At 71.7% G+C, this 19,113-nt stretch carries 16 protein-coding genes and 1 pseudogene; 3 read left to right on the top strand and 14 right to left on the bottom strand.

Going from position 1 to position 19,113, the window contains the following annotated elements:
• Positions 1-8 precede the first annotated feature (8 nt).
• Together Plo01_RS01860 and Plo01_RS01855 are read left to right on the top strand one after the other, a co-directional pair.
• The gene (locus Plo01_RS01860; RefSeq protein ID WP_203888696.1) at positions 9-1,535 is read left to right on the top strand and encodes an alpha/beta hydrolase; all 1,527 of its coding nucleotides are present in this window, start codon (positions 9-11) and stop codon (positions 1,533-1,535) included.
• A gap of 418 nt (positions 1,536-1,953) precedes the next feature.
• Positions 1,954-2,169, top strand: a complete 216-nt coding sequence (locus tag Plo01_RS01855; protein WP_203888695.1) for a hypothetical protein — start codon at positions 1,954-1,956, stop codon at positions 2,167-2,169.
• Between the two features lie 50 nt (positions 2,170-2,219).
• Here Plo01_RS01855 and Plo01_RS01850 read toward each other — a convergent pair whose 3' ends face one another.
• The 9 genes and pseudogenes from Plo01_RS01850 to Plo01_RS01810 form a co-directional block, all read right to left on the bottom strand.
• Positions 2,220-3,461, bottom strand: coding sequence for a cation:proton antiporter (locus Plo01_RS01850; protein ID WP_203888694.1), 1,242 nt, complete (start codon positions 3,459-3,461; stop codon positions 2,220-2,222).
• 550 nt (positions 3,462-4,011) lie between these two features.
• Positions 4,012-6,450 carry a PEP/pyruvate-binding domain-containing protein gene (locus tag Plo01_RS01845; RefSeq protein WP_203888693.1) on the bottom strand — a complete coding sequence of 813 codons (2,439 nt, stop codon included), beginning with the start codon at positions 6,448-6,450 and terminating at the stop codon, positions 4,012-4,014.
• Positions 6,428-6,892 carry a MarR family winged helix-turn-helix transcriptional regulator gene (locus Plo01_RS01840; protein WP_203888692.1) on the bottom strand — a complete coding sequence of 155 codons (465 nt, stop codon included), beginning with the start codon at positions 6,890-6,892 and terminating at the stop codon, positions 6,428-6,430. The genes Plo01_RS01845 and Plo01_RS01840 overlap by 23 nt, the downstream gene beginning before the upstream one ends.
• A gap of 36 nt (positions 6,893-6,928) precedes the next feature.
• Complete coding sequence (locus tag Plo01_RS01835; protein WP_203888691.1) at positions 6,929-7,750, bottom strand: class I SAM-dependent methyltransferase; 822 nt, start codon at positions 7,748-7,750, stop codon at positions 6,929-6,931.
• 142 nt (positions 7,751-7,892) lie between these two features.
• Positions 7,893-8,561, bottom strand: coding sequence for a response regulator (locus Plo01_RS01830; protein ID WP_203888690.1), 669 nt, complete (start codon positions 8,559-8,561; stop codon positions 7,893-7,895).
• Positions 8,558-9,694 (bottom strand): sensor histidine kinase, encoded by a 1,137-nt coding sequence (locus tag Plo01_RS01825; protein ID WP_203888689.1) that lies wholly within the window; start codon positions 9,692-9,694, stop codon positions 8,558-8,560. The genes Plo01_RS01830 and Plo01_RS01825 overlap by 4 nt, the downstream gene beginning before the upstream one ends.
• Positions 9,695-10,047: 353 nt before the next feature.
• Positions 10,048-11,403, bottom strand: coding sequence for a TrkH family potassium uptake protein (locus Plo01_RS01820; protein ID WP_203888688.1), 1,356 nt, complete (start codon positions 11,401-11,403; stop codon positions 10,048-10,050).
• Between the two features lie 284 nt (positions 11,404-11,687).
• Positions 11,688-12,064, bottom strand: a pseudogene (locus Plo01_RS01815) (hypothetical protein).
• 279 nt (positions 12,065-12,343) lie between these two features.
• Positions 12,344-12,817 (bottom strand): hypothetical protein, encoded by a 474-nt coding sequence (locus Plo01_RS01810; protein ID WP_203888687.1) that lies wholly within the window; start codon positions 12,815-12,817, stop codon positions 12,344-12,346.
• A 215-nt stretch (positions 12,818-13,032) separates the two neighbouring features.
• On the opposite strand from Plo01_RS01810, the gene Plo01_RS01805 reads away from it, so the two are divergent.
• Positions 13,033-13,914, top strand: a complete 882-nt coding sequence (locus Plo01_RS01805) for an FG-GAP repeat domain-containing protein (RefSeq protein WP_203888686.1) — start codon at positions 13,033-13,035, stop codon at positions 13,912-13,914.
• A gap of 289 nt (positions 13,915-14,203) precedes the next feature.
• Here Plo01_RS01805 and Plo01_RS01800 read toward each other — a convergent pair whose 3' ends face one another.
• The 5 genes from Plo01_RS01800 to Plo01_RS01780 form a co-directional block, all read right to left on the bottom strand.
• A complete protein-coding gene (locus Plo01_RS01800) occupies positions 14,204-16,153 on the bottom strand; it encodes a copper-translocating P-type ATPase (RefSeq protein WP_239315791.1) in 1,950 nt (649 codons plus the stop codon).
• 58 nt (positions 16,154-16,211) lie between these two features.
• Positions 16,212-17,075 carry an alpha/beta hydrolase gene (locus Plo01_RS01795; RefSeq protein WP_203888685.1) on the bottom strand — a complete coding sequence of 288 codons (864 nt, stop codon included), beginning with the start codon at positions 17,073-17,075 and terminating at the stop codon, positions 16,212-16,214.
• A gap of 113 nt (positions 17,076-17,188) precedes the next feature.
• Positions 17,189-17,800, bottom strand: a complete 612-nt coding sequence (locus Plo01_RS01790; RefSeq protein ID WP_203888684.1) for a Dps family protein — start codon at positions 17,798-17,800, stop codon at positions 17,189-17,191.
• Positions 17,797-18,345, bottom strand: coding sequence for a DoxX family protein (locus tag Plo01_RS01785; RefSeq protein WP_203888683.1), 549 nt, complete (start codon positions 18,343-18,345; stop codon positions 17,797-17,799). The genes Plo01_RS01790 and Plo01_RS01785 overlap by 4 nt, the downstream gene beginning before the upstream one ends.
• A gap of 34 nt (positions 18,346-18,379) precedes the next feature.
• On the bottom strand, positions 18,380-19,042 hold the full coding sequence (locus Plo01_RS01780; protein WP_203888682.1) for a hydrolase: 663 nt from the start codon (positions 19,040-19,042) through the stop codon (positions 18,380-18,382).
• Between the last annotated feature and the right edge of the window lie 71 nt (positions 19,043-19,113).

Genomic DNA, 19,113 nt, shown 5'->3' with positions numbered 1-19,113 from the left:
GAACTGATATGTCCCCCCGCGCCATTCGTGCAACCCTCACCGCCGTCGCCACGCTGGCCGCTCTGGCCGTCGGCGCGCCCGCCACCGCCGCTGCCGGCCCCTCGCCACCCGGCGCCGAAGCGCCCCGGCCGTCGTTGACATGGGGCCCCTGTCCGCCCGCGGAGCAGCCCGCCCACGTGCGACAGCAGTGCGCGGACCTGTCGGCGCCGCTGGACTACCGGCGTCCCCACGGCCGGCGCATCACGATCAAACTGTCCCGCATCCCCGCCGCCGATCCCGCCCGCCGCCTGGGCACGCTGGTGCACCTGGCCGGCGGGCCGGGGGAAAGCGGCCTGAACTGGCCCAGCGAGCAGTACCGCGACGGGGCGCCCGACCTGCGCGACCGCTACGACCTGGTCGGCTTCGACATCCGCGGTCTGGGCCACAGTACCCCCGTCACCTGCGGTCTCGCGGCTGCCGACCCCGGCCTCCGCTACCCGGACCCCGGCGGCTCCATCGACGCCGTGATCGACTACTCCCGACGCACCGCCGCCACCTGCCTGCGCACCGGCGGCGACCTCATCCGCCACCTCAGCACCGCCAACGCGGCCCGCGACCTCGACCGCATCCGGGCCGCCCTCGGCGAAGGCACGATCTCCCTGTACGGCATCTCCTACGGCACCTATCTGGGGGCCGTTTACGCCACCTTGTTCCCGCACCGCACCGGCCGCGTCGTCCTGGACAGCGCCGTCGATCCGCACCGGGTGTGGTACGACTTCATCCGCCTGGGCGGGCGGGGTGTGGCCGAGCGGCTGCCCGACCTGACCGCCTGGGTCGCCGCCCGGCACGACGCCTACGGCTTCGGCCGCACCCCGGCCGAGGTGCGTCAGCGCTATCGCAGCCTGACTGCCGGGCTGGACGCCGACCCGGTGGAGCACTCCGGCGTCCGTATCGACGGCAACATGCTGCGCCAGATGACCCTCGGGGCGTTGAAGACCGCCGAAGCGCACGGTTTCCCGCAGATCGCCGCAGCGTGGGCCTACCTGGCCGCGCTCGCCCAGGGCCGCGCTGCGGCGGCTGCGACGCCGCCGGTCCCCGCCCCCGCACCGGCTCCACCCGAGGACAACCGGATCGCCCTGGAGACCGCCGTTCACTGCAACGACGCCGTCTGGCCCCGCGACACCCGCTTTTACGCCGAGGCCGTACGCGCCGATCGCCGACGTCATCCCGACGACGCCGGCCGCTCGGCCAACATCCGCCCCTGCGCCTTCTGGCCCGCCCCGATCGAACCGCCCGTGCGCGTCACCGGCCACGGACCCCGCAACATCCTGGTGGTCCAGAACCGCCGTGATCCCGCCACCCCCTGGATCGCCGGCCTGGGCATGCGCAACGCCTTCGGCAGGCGCGCCGCTCTGCTCACCGTCGATGCCGGCGGGCACGGGGTGGTCGGCTACAACGAATGCGCCACCGGGATCGTGCTGCGCTACCTGGTCCGAGACGGCCGCGCGCCGCTGCCCATCGACCAAAGGTGCCCGGCCGCCGGGAGCGCCCGATGACCGCTCCCGGCCAGGCCCGGCAGCACCACCCGCCGGCGGGGGTCGGCCCAGACGCAGCGGTGGCCGCCGTGGGACGGCCCGGACGCTGCGCCGCTGCGCCGCTGCGCCGCGCTGATCGTGATCGGCGGCCTGCGCATGGTGTTGCTGTGGCTCGGCGACATCCTGCTGGCCTACGGCATCGCCGGGCCGGCCCTGCCGGCCTTGCGCCGGCTGCGACCCCGGACGGGATCCTCCGTACCGCCGCCTACGGGCCGCGGCGCACGCGTTCCGGCCCGCCCGGCCGTGCCCGTGACTAGCTGACCGGTATCGGCGCCTGCCGCGTCGCTGAGGCGCCGATATCACTGCTGTCAAGGTGAGTGCTGGTGCGCCGGGAAGTCCGGTCGGCAATGTCCATGTCGGATCCGGCGGGGAGGCGCCCATGGCGGACCAGATCGCGATGCCCGCCCCGGCCCCCGCTGCCGATCGGCGCTGGGCGGACCTGCCCTCCTTCATCGCCCTCGTCTCCTTCGTAGCGGACTGCGCCGCCGGAGGATCGGCCGCTGCCGTGCTCGGCCACCTGCTGGTGGCGGTGGTCGGCCTCGCCGGAGCATTCACCACCGCGGCTTGGTGGCAGCGTGCCGACCAGCACCGGTGAGGCCGGCGATCGATGCCCCTTCCCTGACACGCCCGGCGTGGTGAACCCGCTCAGGACTCGGTATCGGCCGGGTCGTCCCTGCCCCGCAGCCGGGCGCGGACCCGGCTGGCGGCGCCGTACCAGGCGGGCACCTCGCGCTCGTCGTCGAACCAGCGCGCCACGACGATGTCGGTGGAGGAATGCAGCAGGATCGACAGCACGATGGTGACCGCGACCAGCTGGAACACCTCCTCCGCTGCGGAGATGCCCGACCCTAGGACGATCAGGCCGTAGACCACCGAGGCGAAGCCCTTGGGACCGAACCAGGCCACCGCGGCCTGCTCGCGCACCGACAGCCCGGAACCCAGGAAGGAGATCCAGATCGCGATCGGCCGGGCGGCCACCAGCGCCAGCACGGCGAACAACCAGCCGGTCCAGCCGACCGCGCCCAGCAGGGCCGGGGTGATGAGCGCGCCGAAGACCAGCAGGGCGGCCAGCTTGAACAGCTCGGCGATGAGCTCGCCGAAGTGCTCGAAGGACTCACGCTGCCGGGTGCCGAAGGTGGCCACCGTGATGCCCGCGGCGAAGGCGGCCAGGAACAGGTTGCCGTGGGTGGCCTTGCCCAGCGCCAGCACCAGCAGGCCGATGGCGAGTGCGTTGAGCGGCTCGTAGGCGGTGGAGGCGGCGAACCAGCGGGTCTGCTCCAGCTTGATCGCCGCCCACGGTACGGCGACGCCGATCAGCACGCCGAGCCCGAGCTCCAGGCCGAGCTCGCCCAGGTGCAGGTTCTCGGAGCCGGCGGCCACGGCCAGGAACACCATGACGAACGGCAGCGCCAGGCCGTCGTTGATGCCGGACTCGACGTTGAGCAGTTGCCGCAGCCGGGGCGGCACTTTTTCGTTGCCGACCAGGGCGGCGGCGAAGACCGGGTCGGTGGGCGCCAGGATCGCGCCGATGAGCAGGGACTCGATCCAGCCCAGGCCGATCAGGTAGTGCGCGCCCAGCGCGGTGACGATCAGGGTGAGCGGCAGGCCCCAGCCGAGCGCCCGGCCGGGCAGCCGCCAGGCGCTGCGCAGTTCGGCCCAGCCCAGGCGCATGCCGTCGGTGAACAGCACCGCGAACAAGGCGAGTTCGGCCAGCACGGCGACGACCTCGTCGGCGGCGCCGATCGACACCACGCCGAGGACCCCGTCGCCGAGTACGAACCCGGCGATGAGGAACAGCGCCGCGGTCGACAGGATCGTGCGGTGGGCCAGGCTGGACAGCAGCACCGCCAGCAGCAGCACGCAGGCGAAGACAAGCAACAGGGTCACAGGCAGCTCCGGTCGAGTTGATGGAACACGTCACCGACTCGCCGACCAGACTTCCCGGCACACCGCCGCCACCTTAGCAACTGCGGTGACGACCTTTTCGGCCAGGACGGGCGGGCCCACCGGCAGCGCCAGGTCGCGGGTGCGGCGTCAGGGCCGGTGATCGCATCCGGGGCCCCGGGGGCGCCATCGGCGCTACCGGCGGCAGTTCGCAGATGCCCGCGGACCCCCGGGCGAACCCTTTACCGGTCGGCCTCGGCTCGCCCGGTGACGGTGCAGGCGGGGTCAGCGGAGGCGGGAAGAGGACTGTTGCGCCAGCTGGGCTTTCCGCCTCCGGTGCTTGTCACCAGGCCCACAGCGGGGCGCCGGTGGCGGCCTGGGAGGCGCTCCACCTCAGCGGGATGCCTCGGGTGCGAACGCTTCACACCCCGGTGACCTAGGTGACCTATGACGCCTGCCGGTGTCGCGGCCGGTTGTGAGGTGGGCATCCCGGTGCTGATCCATGAGCGTGCGCCGCTCGCACAGGGCAGCGGGGTGTTGCGGTACCCGCGCCTCAGTCGTTGCCCTCGATCCGCACCGTGCCCGCCGCTCCGTCGATGGTGATCAACTGTCCGGTCTTGATCTCGTGGGTGGCGTTGCGGATGCAGATGACGGCCGGGATGCCGTACTCCCTGGCGACGGTGGGGCCGTGCGCCATCGGTGATCCGGTCTCGGTCACCAGCCCCGCCGTCGTCATGAACAGCGGGGTCCAGCCGGGATCCGTGGTGGGGGCCACGAGGATCTCGCCCGGTTCGATGTGCGCGCCGGCCGGGTCGCGGATCACTCGCGCCCTGCCGGTCGCCCGGCCGGCGGCCCCGGCCATCCCGGTCAGCACCCCGGCCTCCGCCGGCCCGGATGGGGCGAGCGCCTCCACATCGGTCCCATCCGACAGCAGGGCTCCGGGGACGGCGGGGCGCCGCAGCTCCCGGGCGTAGTCGGCGCGTCGCGTCGCGACCGCATCCCGGTGGTCGGCCCCGTCGTGGACGGCGGCCCGGACCTCGGACAGATCGAGGAACATGATGTCGTCGGCACTCTCCAGCAGACCGCGGAAGACCAGGTCCTCTCCGATCAGCAGGAGCTGGCGGCGCGCCGCCTGAAGCGGTGACAGCCAGGCGAACTTCGCGATCTCCCGGAGCCCGGTGAGCTTGCGCGAGCGGCGCATGAGGAAGGTCGCGAGCCGGCCGCGCACCGGTCGCCTGCGACGCGCCCGCCGCGACAGCGTCTCGATCGTCTTCTCGGCCCTCTCTGCGGCCTGCCGGAACCGCAGGTCGGGCGCCTGATCGGGGTCGTCCACCCGGAGGTAGTTGGCGATCGTGGCGAAGAGGGGCGCCGGGTCCTCCTCCCAGCGGGCCATGCCGACGTCGATCTCGGCGGCCGCGCGCATGCCGTATCTGTCGAGGAAGCCGGTCATCCCGATGTCGGGGAGCTCCCCCGCACGATACTTCGCGGCCAGTTCCTCCGGCGGGGTGGTGAGGAACAGGTCGCGGTGTTCGCGCGCGCCCGCCGCGATCCCCCAGAGCGCCAGGTCCATCTCCGTGGTCACGTTGTGCGGCATCCCGCCCAGGACGGCGTCCAGCTCCTCCTCGGTGGCGACGCCTCTGAGCAGTCCGGATGGCGCCATGCCGACGAGTATCCCGGTCATCAGCGGCCACACGATCCCCAGCATGTCGATGCTCATGATCGCTCGGTGGGAGTCCTCGATCACCCAGCGCAGCCGCTCGGCCGAGGTGGCCGACTCGCCCGGCGGCGTGATCCGGCGCCTGATCTCCTCCACGGCGCGGTAGGCCCTGGCCCTGGCGGCGTCCGGCCGGGCCAGGCTCCGGAGGATGCCGAAGACCGCGCCGGGCGCCAGCCGTACCGTCATCTTCACGGCGCTGCCCGGGCGGAACGGCAGGCCGCGCCGCGGGGCGAACCGCGGATCGTCCAGCATGCGTCGGACGGCGCCCTGCACCCGCGGACCGTACACCTCCAGAGACGCCGGCAGTCCCTCGCGCATGGTCTTGTTGCGGATGAAGTCGGTCAGGTCGAAGTAGAGCCGCCCGCCGATGGGGACCAGCCGGGGCAGCGGATCGCGCGGGTCCACCGTGGCGCCCACGGCCGCAAACCACATGCTCGAAGTCGTCTTGAGCAGCGACACCCCCATCGGCGTGGTCGGCCGGAGCATCCCCTGGATGTGGCCGAACTCCAGGTAGAGCCGCGTGTCCCCGGTGTCCGGCGGGGCGGGGAACAGCGTGGTGACCGGCCGGGACTGCAGCAGCCACAGCGTGCCGTCCGCGTCGATCGCCCACTCGATGTCCTGGGGAGCGCCGAAGAGTCCCTGCAGCCGCAGTCCGGCCTTTCGCAGCTCTTCGAGCTGCTCCTCGTTGAGGCACCCGTCGCCGTTCGGCGCGGCCGGCACCCGGTGGTCGAGGAGGTAGTGGTCGGGAACCACCGTGCCCTCGACGATGGCGGTGCCCAGCCCGGGGGCGGCGTCGACGACCATCTCGGTGCGGCAGCCGGTGATCGGGTTGGCGGTGAACAGCACGCCGGCGACCGCGGGGTCGATCATGCGCTGGACCACCACGGCCATGGCGGCCTCGTCGATGCCCGCCGCGGCGCGGTAGGCCACGGCGCGGTCGCTGTGCAGGGAGTCCCAGCAGCTGCGCACCGCGTCGATCAGCTCATGCGGGCCTTCGACGTTGAGGTAGGTGTCCTGCTGGCCGGCGAAGCTGGCTTCCGGCAGGTCCTCGGCGGTGGCGCTGGAGCGCACGGCCACGCGCCCGCCGCCGAGCCGTTCGTAGGCGTCGGCCAGTTCCTTCTCCGGGAGATCCCGGGAGACGTAGGACTCGACGGTCAGGCAGAAGCCCTCCGGGACGCGCTCACCCGCCTTGACCATCGTGCCGAGCCCGGCGGCCTTGCCTCCCACCAGATCGATCATGGAGGCGTCGATCTCAGCCAGGCGGATCAGTCGCATCCCGTATCCTCCTCGCGGCCTTGGCGTAGATCTCCATGGAATGGAGCACGATCTCCCGCTCTTCCGGCGTGAACTGGTTCCAGAGCGCCATCTGCCCGTCGATCCGGACCTGCCGGATCCGCTGGAGGGTCGCGGCACCCTCCGGGCTGATGCGGATCCTGCGGATCCGGCGGTCGGCCTCATCTCCGTATCGCTCGGCGAGCCCGCGCCGGACCAGGCCCTCGACGATCCGGCTGGTCCGCGAGACCGACCGGCCGACCAGGGCCGCCAGCTCCTTGACGGTCGGCGCCCCGCTCCGGTCGAGGACCTGGAGCATGACGCTGTCGAGCATCCGCAGATCGTCGCCGTCGTGCATGCGCATTAGCGACGGCATCAGGTCGCGCTGCATCGAGGCGAGCAGGTGGAGGAGATGCTCCCGGTCATCCGTGTGCCGGTCGTCCATGTGCCATCCCGCACTAGTTGCCAACCAGCAACTAAATTAACCCGGCTGCGGTCGGCCGTCCATCCCCTTCCACAGGAGGGATGGCGGTGCAGTGGTCAGTGGTGCGCCGGGAAGTCTGGTCGGCAAGGTCCGATCCTGTACGTCCGAAGCAGCAGCGCGAGGATCTTTCGCAGGCGCGGCTAACCATGGCCTTGCAGGCCGTTCTCGCCGCGCCCGGGCGGCTTGGTAGACGGCCACGGCGAAGGGTCGGTGCACGCTGGTGTCCACATGCTCGCTGAGCTTGACCACCGCCGTACCGCTCTCCAGATAGCGGTGGAGCCGTGCGGCCTCCGGCCAGGGGTGCACCACGACCAGCAGACCGGTGGGGTCCAGGAGGTCGCTCAGCCGGGCCGAGGCGCGGCGCAGGCGGTCGTCGCGTCCCAGGTAGTAGAGGGTCTCGGCGCAGAAGACCAGGTCGAAGCGGTGCCCGGGATGGTGGCTGAGGAGGTCGGCCTCGAGGAAGCGCACGCGGCGGTCGGCGCCGATCCGCCGGCGGGCACGGCTCAGAGCGCGCGCGGAGATGTCGATGCCGGTGATCTCGGCATCGGGGTAGGCCGCCGCCAGCAGCCGGGTGAAGACGCCCTCGCTGCAGCCCACCTCCAGGATGCGCCGGTAGGGCCGGGCGGGCAGCTGCCGGAGCGTGGCGGTGTACTTGTGGCGCTCGTAGCCGTCGACGGTCAGGTTCCACGGATCCGGACGGCGGTGCCACCAGTCGAAGTACCGGCTCAGCACCGCTCCCTGGCCTCGTGGGCTCAGCAGGGACACCGTCCGGAAGAGCGTGCGGTGCATGGTCTCGGCAAGCCGCGCTGCGATGGTCATGCTGCTCCTTCTGCGCCGGTCCGGACGGCCGGTGCCGCCGGCGGGTTCGAAGGGAACCTACGGACGCGGGCAGCTGGACGTCATGGGCCCGCAGATCGATCCGCGCAGCTGGTCCTCAAGGACGAGGCAGACCGGGGCAGGGTCACAGCGGTTCCGGCGGGCGGCCGTTGGGACGCACCAGGCCGACCTGGAAGGCGTACACCGCCGCCTGCGTGCGATCGCGCAGCCGCAGTTTGGTCAGCAGGTTGCTGATGTGGGTTTTCACCGTGGGCTCGGCGATCGTGAGCCGCTCGGCGATCTCCCCGTTGGACAAACCGTGCGCGACGAGCGCGAGGATCTCGTTTTCGCGCTCGGTCAGCGGCTCGACCCGCAGGCCGGTGCGCGCCGGGGACGGGGCCAGCCGGGAGAAGGCGTCGAGGAGCCGCCGGGTCACCGACGGGGCCAGCAGCGCGTCGCCTCTGGCCACCACCCGCACCGCCTCGCCCAGCTCACGGCCGGTGGCGCTTTTGAGCAGGAATCCGCTGGCTCCGGCCCGCAGCGCCTCATAGACGTACTCGTCGAGATCGAAAGTCGTCAGCACCAGTACCTTGGTACGGCCCGCCAGCTGCCGGGCGGCCTCCAATCCGCTGAGCGTGGGCATGCGCACGTCCATCACGACCACATCGGGCTTCAGCTCGGCGGCCTTGGCGACGGCCGCGCGACCGTCGGCGGCCTCGCCCACCACCTCGATGTCGGGCTGGGCGTTGAGCAGCACCACGAATCCCTCGCGCACCATGGCCTGGTCATCGGCGACCAGCACGCGGATGCTCATCTGTCCTCGCTCTCCTCAAAGGGCAACCGTGCCACGACGGCGTAGCCGCCGTCGTCGCGGGGACCGGAACTCAACTGCCCGCCCAGCATCGCGGTCCGTTCCCGCATCCCCAGCAGCCCGTGCCCGGCTCCTGCGGAGGCCGGCGGCGGAATCGGCGGAACCGGAGGAGGGCCGTTCGTCACGTGCAGCTCCAGGCAGACCGGCCGGTAGACGACCTCGATGCGCACCGTGGCACCGGGGGCGTGCCGCAGCACGTTGCTCAGCGCCTCCTGAACGATGCGGTAGGCCGACAGCTCCACTCCGGCGGCAAGCATCCGCCGGTCTCCGATCGTGTTCACCGTCACGTCCAGGCCCGCCTGCCGTACCCGGTCCACCAGATCGCCCAGATGCTCCAGAGTCGGCTGCGGGCCGGACTCCGCTGCGGATGCCTCCCCTCTGAGCAGGCCGAGGATCCGGTGCAACTCGGTCAGCGCCTCCAGGGCGCTGGTGCGGACGGTGGCGAAGCTGCGCATCAACTCCTGCGGCGGATCGGCCACCCGGTACGGCGCGGCCTCGGCCTGGACGGCGACCACCGACATGTGGTGGGCCACGACATCGTGCAGCTCCCGGGCGATGCGGGTGCGCTCTTCCAGCACCGCGCGCCGGGCCTGCTCCTGACCGCTCACCAACTCCGCACGGGCCATCCGGCGCAACGCCTCACTGCGCCCCCGCAGCGCGCCGACCGCGACCAGGACCGCGGCCGAAAGCACCGTCATGTCGGCCAGAGCCGCCAGCTCCCGCCCGCCCGGCAGCACGACCGCCAGGACGACGCCCGCCACAGCGGTGATCAGCCACATCTCGGCCAGCACCCGCGCCCCGGCCTTCAGGCCGGCCAAGGCCAGCACACTGATGTGGACGGCCAGGCAGGGAGCGGGCCAGATCGTCTCCTCCACGACGGGTTGCACGATCACCGCGGTGAGCGCGGCGGCGGCCAACGACAGCCACCAGCCCGCCATCGGCCAATACAGGCACAGCGGCAGCGCCAGCGCCTGGGCGATGCCCAGCAGCCCGGCCATCTCGGTGCGCAGACCGTAGTCCTCAATCAGGGTGTGCCAGGCGACCGCGGCGATCAGCACCGAGTAGATGCCCACCACCAGATGCACCGTCCAGGCGGTGGAGGGAAAGCGCGCCGACGGCAGAGGAAGCAGCGGCGCCTGCCGGCCGGGAGCCAGATCATGGCGGAGCGCGCGCAGCCCGGCACCGATACGCCACCGCCGATCGCTTAACCGTCGCCTCAGTGCCGAGCACCTCCAGCAAGAACCGCACATCCGATGACGCCGATATCGACACCGATCCCCTCATCGAGGGAGCGCGCCCATCCAGTGTGCCCAAAAAGATCCACATGGTGGTGCATGTTCACTGAGGCATCAGGGCGAATGCCTCATGATCGACCCGCCGCCCGCCGCCCGCCGCCCGCCGCCCGCCGCCCGCCGCCCGCCGGCGCGGCTCAGCCGACGATGACTTTTTCCTCGGGCAGCTCATAGCGGCGGGTGCGGTCGCGCAGGGCCAAGGCGGAGAACAGGGTGGCCGGGCCGACCCGGCCGGCGAACATCAACGTCGCGACAAGCAGCTGCCCGGCCGTGGTGAGATCGGCGGTGATCCCAGTGGACAGCCCCACCGTGGCGATGGCCGAGACCACCTCGAACAACACCCGATCCAGGCTGTGCGGGGTCAGCGCGAGCAGCGCGTAGGTACTGGCGATGACCAACCCCACGCCCAGCAGGGCGATGGCCAGCGCCTGGCGCTGCACGGCGGCGGCCAGGCGGCGGTGGCCGGCGTTGACCTGGGTCTCACCGCGCAGCTCGGCCCACAAAACGTAGGCCAGCACGGCGAAGGTGGTGACCTTGATACCGCCGGCGGTGCCGGCGCTGCCGCCGCCGATGAACATCAATACGTCGGTGGCCAGCCAGCTGGTCGGGTACATGCCGGCGATATCCAGGCTGTTGAATCCGGCGGTGCGGGGCATCACGCCGGTGAACAGGCCGGCTAGCAGCTTGCCGCCCACATCCATCGGTCCCAAGGTCTTGGGGTTGGCCCACTCGGTGATGGTGAAGGCCAGGAAACCGAGGACGAGCAGGACCAGCGTGGTGACGACGGTGATGCGGGTCAGCACCGACCACCGGTTCGGGTGGCGCCAGAAGCGATGCAGCTCGAAAATGACCGGAAAGCCCAGGCCGCCGACGATGACCGCACCCGCGATCGGCAGGCAGATCCATCCATCGGTGGCGAAGCGCATCAGGTTGTCGGGCCACAGCCCGAAGCCGGCGTTGTTGAACGCCGAGATCGCGTGGAACACGCCCAGGTAGAGGGCCCGGCCGAACGGCTGGCCGTAGCCGAGTGCGAAGCGGGCGGTCAGCACCGCGGCGGTGAGCGCCTCAGTGGCCAGGCTGAACAGGACCACCTTGACGATCACCCCGCGCAGGTCGCTCATCGCCAAGGTCTTGGTCTCGGCCTGGGCCCACATCCGGGCGCGCAGCCCGATCCGACCGGAGATCATCATCGCGAACAGGGTGGCCAGCGTCATGATGCCCAGACCGCCGGCCTGGATCAACACCAAGATGACGGCCTCGCCGAAGACCGACCAGTGACCTGCGGTGTCGACGACCACCAGCCCGGTCACGCACACCGCCGAGATCGCGGTGAACAGCGCATCGATCCACCGGGTCGCGGTGCCGGACTCACCGGCCCACGGGCTGGCCAGCGCCGCGGTGCCGAGCGCCGCGGCGACGGCGAACGCGGTCACGATGATCTGAGCCGGATGCTGGAAGCGCTCCAACAGCACTCGAGAGGCGAAACGACGCATTGATTGCACCATCCTGTCGCTTGAGTCGCGCCTGGGCATCGGCGGGGTGATGACGGCCCAAAAGCCGATCTCGATAGGTGGGGCTCGGACCGCGGGCGGATCCATGGCTCACCGCTGGATCTCCTCCCACCACCCACTCGACGGATCTAGCGGAAACAGTCGGTCCCGGCGATGAAGGAGTTTTTCACCGGCGGGCATCCCCGATGGTGCGGGGGCCGGTGGCTGCTTGGCCGACATGGACCAGCGGGCGGGGTCCGGCTCGGTCTGGCGCGATACCTCGCGGGTCAGCGGCGGGATGTCGCTGCCGGAGACCGGGTAGCGCAGCAGCGCGCCGATCGGGTCGCCCTCGGCGGCCCAGCGGTAGTCCGAACTCCGAGCGGCGCCTGGGGAACCATGCCGACTAGCCGGACCTGGCCGGCCCGCCGTACGACCTCATCCGGCACGGTCTCGTGCCGGGCCGCCCCGATGATCTGCCGTACCGCGTCATTGAGCGACTCCGAGTGCTGGATGTTGACCGTGGAGACGACGTCGACACCGACGTCGAGGATCTCCTCGACGTCCTGCCGGCGCTTGGCGTTGCCCGCCCCGGAGGATCGGCATGGGCGAGCTCGTCGATCAGGGCGGCTTCCGGTCCGCGGGGGATGACCGCCGCGCTGTCCAGTTCGGTGAAGCTCTCACCTCGGTGTACCAGGGTCCTGCGAGGGATGATCCCGACAGGGCGGCGGCGCGGGCCCGGCCGCGTTCCACGCCGCGCCGCCCCTCGCTCAGCATCGCGAAGGTCTTACCGACCCCGGCGCCGCGCCCAGGTAAATCCGCAGCCGCCCCCCGTGGCACACCGATCACCATTCCCCAGATCCCGGAAACCTATTGAGGCCCTCGCAAGAGCCAAAACTCATGAAATAGCGACAGCCCGCGCTTTCCCCGCATCTTGACGCTTTCCCTACGCCGCCGGGCAGATTGTTGACGCGATCCATACGCCTCTTGCCGACGTACTCGCCCGCCTGCCCCGGAGGTTTTCCATCCTCGTGTGATCTCGCGGTCCAGCAGGACGCAGCCCCCTGGAGGTTGTGGAAGGCCATGGTGCCGGCGGCACCCGCGGCCCGCCGTCTCCATCGGAGCGGCGATGGCCGCCGCCGAGGTCGGTCAGGTGCAAGGAGTGGTGGCCGTGCACGCTGATGTGCTTGCGCATGGCCTTGATGTCGCAGCGGTACGGCTCGTCATCGACGTAGGTCAGCACGTGCAGGCTCTCGAAGATGCGCCCGTAGCCGGCCGGGCGCGCTGCGGCGGTGCCGGTCGCCGGCGCGAAGCAGCCCATCGTGCTCATGAGCGCGGTCCGGGCCGACTCGATGCGGTGAAGTGCTTGGTTCAAGGAGTCAAGGTCGAAAGCGGTGTATCCGAGCTCGGTCGAGGTCACGTCCAGACGCGCGCGGTGCGGGCGGCGGCATGGGCCCGCAGGTGGTGGGTACGGCGCACCCTCCTCCCAGGCGGGACGGCCGAGCGGCGCCGGTCCTTCGCCGCCGGGCCGGGAGCCGTCGGGTCCGGCCGCGACCGCTCAGCCGTCGGGCCCGCCCCCGGCCGCCGAGCCGGTGGTGTCGGTAGCCGCGAAGGGGGTGCCGCGGGGGGAGTGCATTGAGCGATGACGTCAACGGGGACGGCTACCCGGACGCGGTGATCACCTCAGAGCGGGCCGAGGGGGTCGTCCCCGGACAGCCGAAGTTGAGATCTCTCATCGTCCTGTACGGCTCGGGCCGTGGCCTGGACCCGGAGCGGCGGTCCGTGGTGCGGCCGGGGGATCAGACGCTGTGGCCGTTCGGTTCCGACTGGCGCGTCCGGCGGCCGGAGAGCGCCGATCTCGACGGTGACGGATATGCCGACATCCCGATCCGGATCGGACCGCCCGGTGGCTCCGACCCCGCGCTGCACATCGTGTGGGGCGGTCCGGACGGGCCCGTGACGGGCGCTCTGTCGCCCACGGTGCCGGTGCCCCGCCCCGGACGCGGGTCCTCGGAATGGCCGGCCGTCGGGGACTTCGACGGGGACGGCCGCAGGGACGTCGCGGTCGGCGACGACGGCAGCCGCAACGACGAGCCCGGCTACCGGACCACCGGCGCCACGCAGGCGATCACGGTCTACTACGGGCGCGCGCCGCGGGCGCCGGTGGTGATCCGGGTGCCCGGTCTGCCCGGCCGGCCCGGCCTGCGCGGCAAACTGACTGCCGCAGACGTCGACGGCGACGGCCGCGACGATCTGGTCTTCCGCGCCGGCCGCCGGATCGAGCTGCTTGCGGGAGGTCTGTCCGACCGGCGGGAGATCGGCCCGTTCGCCTGCCCAGGGGACGACCACTACACGGCGACGCTGATACGGGCGGGAGACTACGACCGGGATGGACGCGCCGAGGTCTTGGTCGACTGCTGGGCGGACCACAGGCCCGCGCCGGATCCGCACCGCTGGTGGGTATGGGACGCCGACGCTCCGCTGACCGGCTTTGACGTTTCCAGGTTCGGCTCCTGAGGCGTGCGGAGCCGCCCGAGTCCCCGGACCACACTTGCGCATTTACGGATGATCGAGGTTGAGGTGACGCCGAGGACGGTCAGGAGCCGAGGGTGATCTCGCCCCCGATCGGGGACGAGATCACCGGGTTGTGGGAACTACTTCTTGAGGGCACGTTCGACTTCGTCGGCGGGCTCGCGCGGCTCGGCGGCGAGTTTCGCGGGCGTCGATCCCCGGCGCTGAACGGCGTCGGCCGAGCGGATCACCCGGAGCGGGAGACCCGGTACGGACGACGTCTCCGGCGGCCGGCCTACTCACGTGGAGTGAGCCGGACTCGGCGCAGGAGCTGGGCGTTGAGCGCCACCACGACGGTGGAGGCGGACATCAGCAGCGCGCCCACCGCCGGGCTCAGCGCCACTCCGGCCCAGGCCAGGACGCCTGCGGCGAGCGGCAGGGTGATCAGGTTGTACCCGGCGGCCCAGGACAGGTTCTGGATCATCTTGCGGTAGGAGGCGCGTGACAACCGGGCCACGGCGGCCACGCCGCGGGGATCGGAGGAGGCCAGCACGACGCCCGCCGACTCGATGGCCACGTCGGTGCCCGCGCCGATGGCGATGCCGATGTCGGCACGGGCCAGGGCGGGGGCGTCGTTGACGCCGTCGCCGACCATCGCCACGGTCAGCCCGCGGCCTTGGAGCTCGGCGACGGCCTGGTCCTTGCCGGAGGGCAGCACCTCGGCGAAGACCTCGTCGATGCCGAGTTCGGCCGCGACTTTCTCGGCGACGGGCCGGGCATCACCCGTGATCATGACGATGGATCCGACGCTCTCCCGCCGCAGCTCCGAGACGGCCTGCGCCGCCTCGGGACGGATCTCGTCCCGCAGGGTGAAGGCCGCGACGGCGTGCGGCTCCGGGTCCAGGGCGATCAGGTGCAGGACGGCGGCGCCGTCGCTCTGGCGCGGCAGACCGTCCGGGACGCGGGCGCCGGTCTCGCGCAGCAGCGCCGGGCCGCCCACGGCGTAGGGCACGCCGTCCACGACCGCCCGCACGCCGCGTCCGGCCAGCGACCGGAAACCGGTGGCGGGGCGCGGAGCGGCGGCGGCCGAGACGATCGCCTTGGCCAGGGGGTGTTCGCTGAGGCTCTCGACGCCCGCGGCCAGGTCGAGCGCCGCCCGCTCACTCAAGCCGTTGTGGGTGGTGACGGCGGTGAGGGCGTGCGCGCCTGTGGTCAGGGTGCCGGTCTTGTCGAACAGCACCGCGTCCACCGTACGCATGCGCTCCAGCGCCAGCCGGTCCTTGACCAGGATCCCGGCCTTGGCCGCGACCGCGGTGGACAAGGCGACGACCAGCGGGATGGCCAGGCCCAGGGCGTGCGGGCAGGCGATCACCAGGACGGTCACCGTACGCACCACCGCTTCGCGCGGCTCGCCCGCGATCGACCAGACCGCGAAGGTGGCGACGGCGGTCAGTGCCGCGACGTAGAACAACGCGGCGGCGAACCGGTCGGCCAGCACCTGGGCGCGGCCCCTGGACTCCTGGGCCTCGGCGACCATCCGCTGGATCCCGGCCAGCGCGGTGTCGGCCCCGACCGCCTCCACCCGGACGCGCAGCACCGAGTCGGTGGCGACCGTTCCGGCCACCACCGCGTCCCCCGCGCCTTTGACGACGGGCCTCGACTCCCCGGTGATCATGGACTGGTCGACGCCGGCCTCGCCCTCCGCCACGCGGCCGTCGGCGGGGATCCGGCCGCCCGGCCGTACCAGGACCAGATCCCCGATCCGCAGGCCGGAGAGCGGCACCCGGGTACCGTCGGACAGCTCGGCCTCCTCGGGCAGGAGCGCCGCCAGAGCCGACAGCGCTCCTCGCGCCTGGCCGATGGCCTTGGTCTCCTGCCAGTGGCCGAGCAGCATGACGGTGACCAGCGTGGCCAGTTCCCACCAGAAGTCCAGGTCGAACCAGCCGAAGGTGGTGGCGAGGGAGGCGGCGTAGGCGACGGTGACGGCCATCGAGATGAGCAGCATCATGCCCGGCGCCCGATGATGGATCTCGTGGAAGGCGCCGGCCAGGAACGGCCACCCGGCGTGGAAGTAGGCGATGGAGCCCAGGACGGGCCCGGCCAGCCACAGGCCGGGCACGTCCAGGGTGTAGCCGAACCATTCGCCCACCATCGGGCTGGTGACGACCAGCGGCACCGACAGGATCAGACTGAGCCAGAACCGGTGGCGGAAGACCGCCGGATCATGATGGCCGTGGGCGTTCACGTGCGGGCGCCCACATGGGCGGCGCGGCTACGGTTGACGATGGGCACGAGGGTTCCTTTCACGGGCAGGCGAAGCGCTGGATGAAGGTCAGGGCGGTGCCGCACACCTCGCGCCAGCCGCTGTCGATGGTCAGGGAGTGGCCGCGGCCGGGCATCTCGACGATCTCCGTGACGTGGTGGGTGTTGCGTGCCTGCTTCTTGTAGGAGGCGTTGGTGATCGCCCAGGGCACGGTGTTGTCCTTCTCGCCGGAGACGAGCAGCAGCGGGCCGCGCTCGGGGCCGGTGCTGTCGACCTTGGTCTCGCTCCACGGGTTGACGTTGGCGACCGCGGCCTGGAACAGCGGCGCGCCCGGGGCCGGGACGGCGAACGTCTCGTACAGGTGCTTGGCCTCCTCTTCGCTGACGGCGTTGGCGAAGGCGTAGCGGAACTGCTCGTAGGTGAGCGGGACGGCGCGGTGGATGTTGGCCGGGTTGGTCAGCACCGGCGCGGCCGAGCGCAGCGAGGAGATCGGCAGCGGCAGCACGCCCTGGAACGGGGCGGGGTCGATCGCGACGGAGGCGACCGACATGCCGCGCCCGGCCAGGATCTGGGTGAGCAGGCCGCCGAAGGAGTGGCCGACGACGGCGGGCCTGCGCTCCAGCTTGCCGATCAGGTCGCAGTAGTGGTCGGCGACCTGGCCGACGGTCTTGTGCGCGAACACCTCGGGGTGGGCGTTGGCCTCGGCCACGGTGTCGGGGTCGTCGGGCCAGCCGGGTGCGATGGGCGCGTAGCCGGCCTCGTCGAACACCCGCGCCCACCGGTCCCAGCTGGTGGGCAGCAGCCACAGCCCGTGCACGAAGACGACCGGGATCCGGCCGGAGGCGTTGGCGCGTTCGATCTGGGCGAGGTCGCGGGCGTAGGACGCCTCGGAGGTCGATGACATGAATCCGTCCTTCAGATGAGAGAGACAAGGGCGAGGCGGGGTCACGGCGGCGTCGCGGGCCGCCGGCGCCCCGGCGCGCACGGCCGGTTGCCGTCGTGCGCGCCGGGAGGTTCTCAGACGCGGGTCAGCGGGGTGTCCGTCAGGTGCGCGGCGAGGAACCACGCCTGCGTCTCGCCGGTGCGGATCACAGCCGAGACGATCAGGTCGTTGCTGCCATCGTCACCCAGGGCCGCCAGCCGGGTCGCGGCGTCGCGGGCGTCGATCAGGATCGACTCGTGCGCCTGCAGCAGGCGCGAGAGCATGGCGGGCACTTCCTCGACTCCGTCGGGCGGGCGCGGCACCGCAGTGATCTCGGCGGCATGCCGGGGGTCGCCCACCGCGACGCCGCCGAGACTCTGGACCCGCTCGGCCAGGGCGTCGACGATCACGAGCTGCTCGCCGGCGTGCTTGTCGAGCAGGAGGTGCAGCTGGTAGAAGGTGGCGCCGCGCAGGAGCCAGTGGTGCTTCTTGTACAGGCCGTACAGCATTTGAGCGTCGGCCAGGAGCCGGTTGAGCCGTCGGCAGCCGTACACGCGGGCATCGTGGGCCAGCCCGATCGGCAGCTGCCTGACGGTGCCGAAGGACTGCAGTTCATGACCCTTCTGGATCAGCGGCGGCTGGATGCCGTCGCGGATCGGCGTCTGCCGGTCGCTGTCGGGAGTCGTGGTGGCCGGGGGTGAGGTCATCGTGGGCTCCGGTCATGGAAGGGGCGGGATGTGCCGGGCCGGTCGGCGCTCGTCGTGGAGGGGCGGTGCAGGAGCAGCCGGACGGCCAGGCCACAGCCGGCTCCGCCGGCCACCGCGAGGGCGGCCTGCCAGGCAGGCCAGGGAAGCAGGCGCAGAGCGTGGTCGGCGGACCAGCGGCCGGGCCCGGTCAGCGTGAGCGCGGTGAAGACGGCGATGAGGACCAGCGGGTACTCGTAGCCGTCCTTCTGCACCCACAGGCCGTGACGCCATTTGACGGTGAACGCGACCGTCATCACCCCGATCGCGCCGGCCACGGCGAGCGGGGTGAGCGCTCCGCAGGCGAGCAGGAGCCCGGTGCCGATCTGGGTGGCGCCCGCGGCCAGGGCGGTCGCCGCCCCGCCGCGGAAGCCGTCCCGCCGGAACTCCTGCGCACCGCCCGCCAGCCCGGCGCCGCCGAGACGGAAACTGACCTTCTGTACTCCGTGACCGGCCAGCAGCAGCCCGGTGACCAGGCGCAGGATCAGCAGGCCCAGGTCGATCGTCATGATGGATGCGATCTCTCGCGGGGCGGCGGCGGGGTCAGCCGCCGGCGTGCGAGCCGAGCATGGACTGGGCGTAGACCACGCCCATGCCGTAGGCGCCGCCGTGCTCCTTGACCACCTCCAGAGTGGGCGCGTAGGTCTCACCGCGCGCCCAGTCCCGCTGGAGCTCCAGCAGCACCTGAAGCCAGGTGACCGGGATCGCGCCGGCGGCGGTCATACGCTGCATGGCGAGCTCGTGGGCGGTGGGGGTGACACCGGCGGAGGCGTCGGCGACCACGTACACCTCATAGCCCTGCGCGAGCGCGGACATGGCGGGCAGCACCACGCACACCTCGGTCCACAACCCGGACAGGATGATCTTGCTGCGGCCGGTGGCCCGCACCGCGTCCACCAGAGCCGGATCCTCCCAGGCGTTCATCGTGGTGCGGTCCACCACTTCGTGCTTGGGAAAGAGCTCCGCCAGCTGCGGCAGGATCGGGCCGGAGAAGGACTCCGCGGCCACGGTCGACAGTACGACCGGGACGTCGAAGACGAGGGCCGCCTTGGCCAGGCCGACGGTGGCGTTGATGACGCCGGCACGGTCGGCGCTGGCCGCGCCGAAGAACATCTGCGGCTGGTGGTCGACGAAGAGCATCATCGCGTTGCCGGGCGTCAGCAGGTCGGGGCTGGGAGCGGCGTGCACGTTGTCGAGGTTGACCATGATCATTCCTTTCGTGAGGGGTGGGAGGCGAGCAACCGTCATGAACGGTGCGAGGGGCGGATCTCACTCGC

The sequence above is a fragment of the Planobispora longispora genome, from assembly GCF_016863135.1.
In the GTDB taxonomy this organism is placed as follows: Bacteria; Actinomycetota; Actinomycetes; order Streptosporangiales; family Streptosporangiaceae; genus Planobispora; species Planobispora longispora.
The sequence above is the reverse complement of the archived record's forward strand: the minus strand, read 5'-3'. Positions and strand labels throughout refer to the sequence as shown.

What these genes read in the sequence shown, in the direction of transcription:
- Plo01_RS01860 (WP_203888696.1), top strand. Translation starts at nt 9, where the DNA reads ATGTCCCCCCGCGCCATTCGTGCAACCCTCACCGCCGTCGCCACGCTG.
- Plo01_RS01855 (WP_203888695.1), top strand. Translation starts at nt 1,954, where the DNA reads ATGGCGGACCAGATCGCGATGCCCGCCCCGGCCCCCGCTGCCGATCGG.
- Plo01_RS01845 (WP_203888693.1), bottom strand. Translation starts at nt 6,450, where the DNA reads ATGCGACTGATCCGCCTGGCTGAGATCGACGCCTCCATGATCGATCTG.
- Plo01_RS01840 (WP_203888692.1), bottom strand. Translation starts at nt 6,892, where the DNA reads ATGGACGACCGGCACACGGATGACCGGGAGCATCTCCTCCACCTGCTC.
- Plo01_RS01835 (WP_203888691.1), bottom strand. Translation starts at nt 7,750, where the DNA reads ATGACCATCGCAGCGCGGCTTGCCGAGACCATGCACCGCACGCTCTTC.
- Plo01_RS01830 (WP_203888690.1), bottom strand. Translation starts at nt 8,561, where the DNA reads ATGAGCATCCGCGTGCTGGTCGCCGATGACCAGGCCATGGTGCGCGAG.
- Plo01_RS01820 (WP_203888688.1), bottom strand. Translation starts at nt 11,403, where the DNA reads ATGCGTCGTTTCGCCTCTCGAGTGCTGTTGGAGCGCTTCCAGCATCCG.
- Plo01_RS01795 (WP_203888685.1), bottom strand. Translation starts at nt 17,075, where the DNA reads ATGTCATCGACCTCCGAGGCGTCCTACGCCCGCGACCTCGCCCAGATC.
- Plo01_RS01790 (WP_203888684.1), bottom strand. Translation starts at nt 17,800, where the DNA reads ATGACCTCACCCCCGGCCACCACGACTCCCGACAGCGACCGGCAGACG.
- Plo01_RS01785 (WP_203888683.1), bottom strand. Translation starts at nt 18,345, where the DNA reads ATGACGATCGACCTGGGCCTGCTGATCCTGCGCCTGGTCACCGGGCTG.
- Plo01_RS01780 (WP_203888682.1), bottom strand. Translation starts at nt 19,042, where the DNA reads ATGGTCAACCTCGACAACGTGCACGCCGCTCCCAGCCCCGACCTGCTG.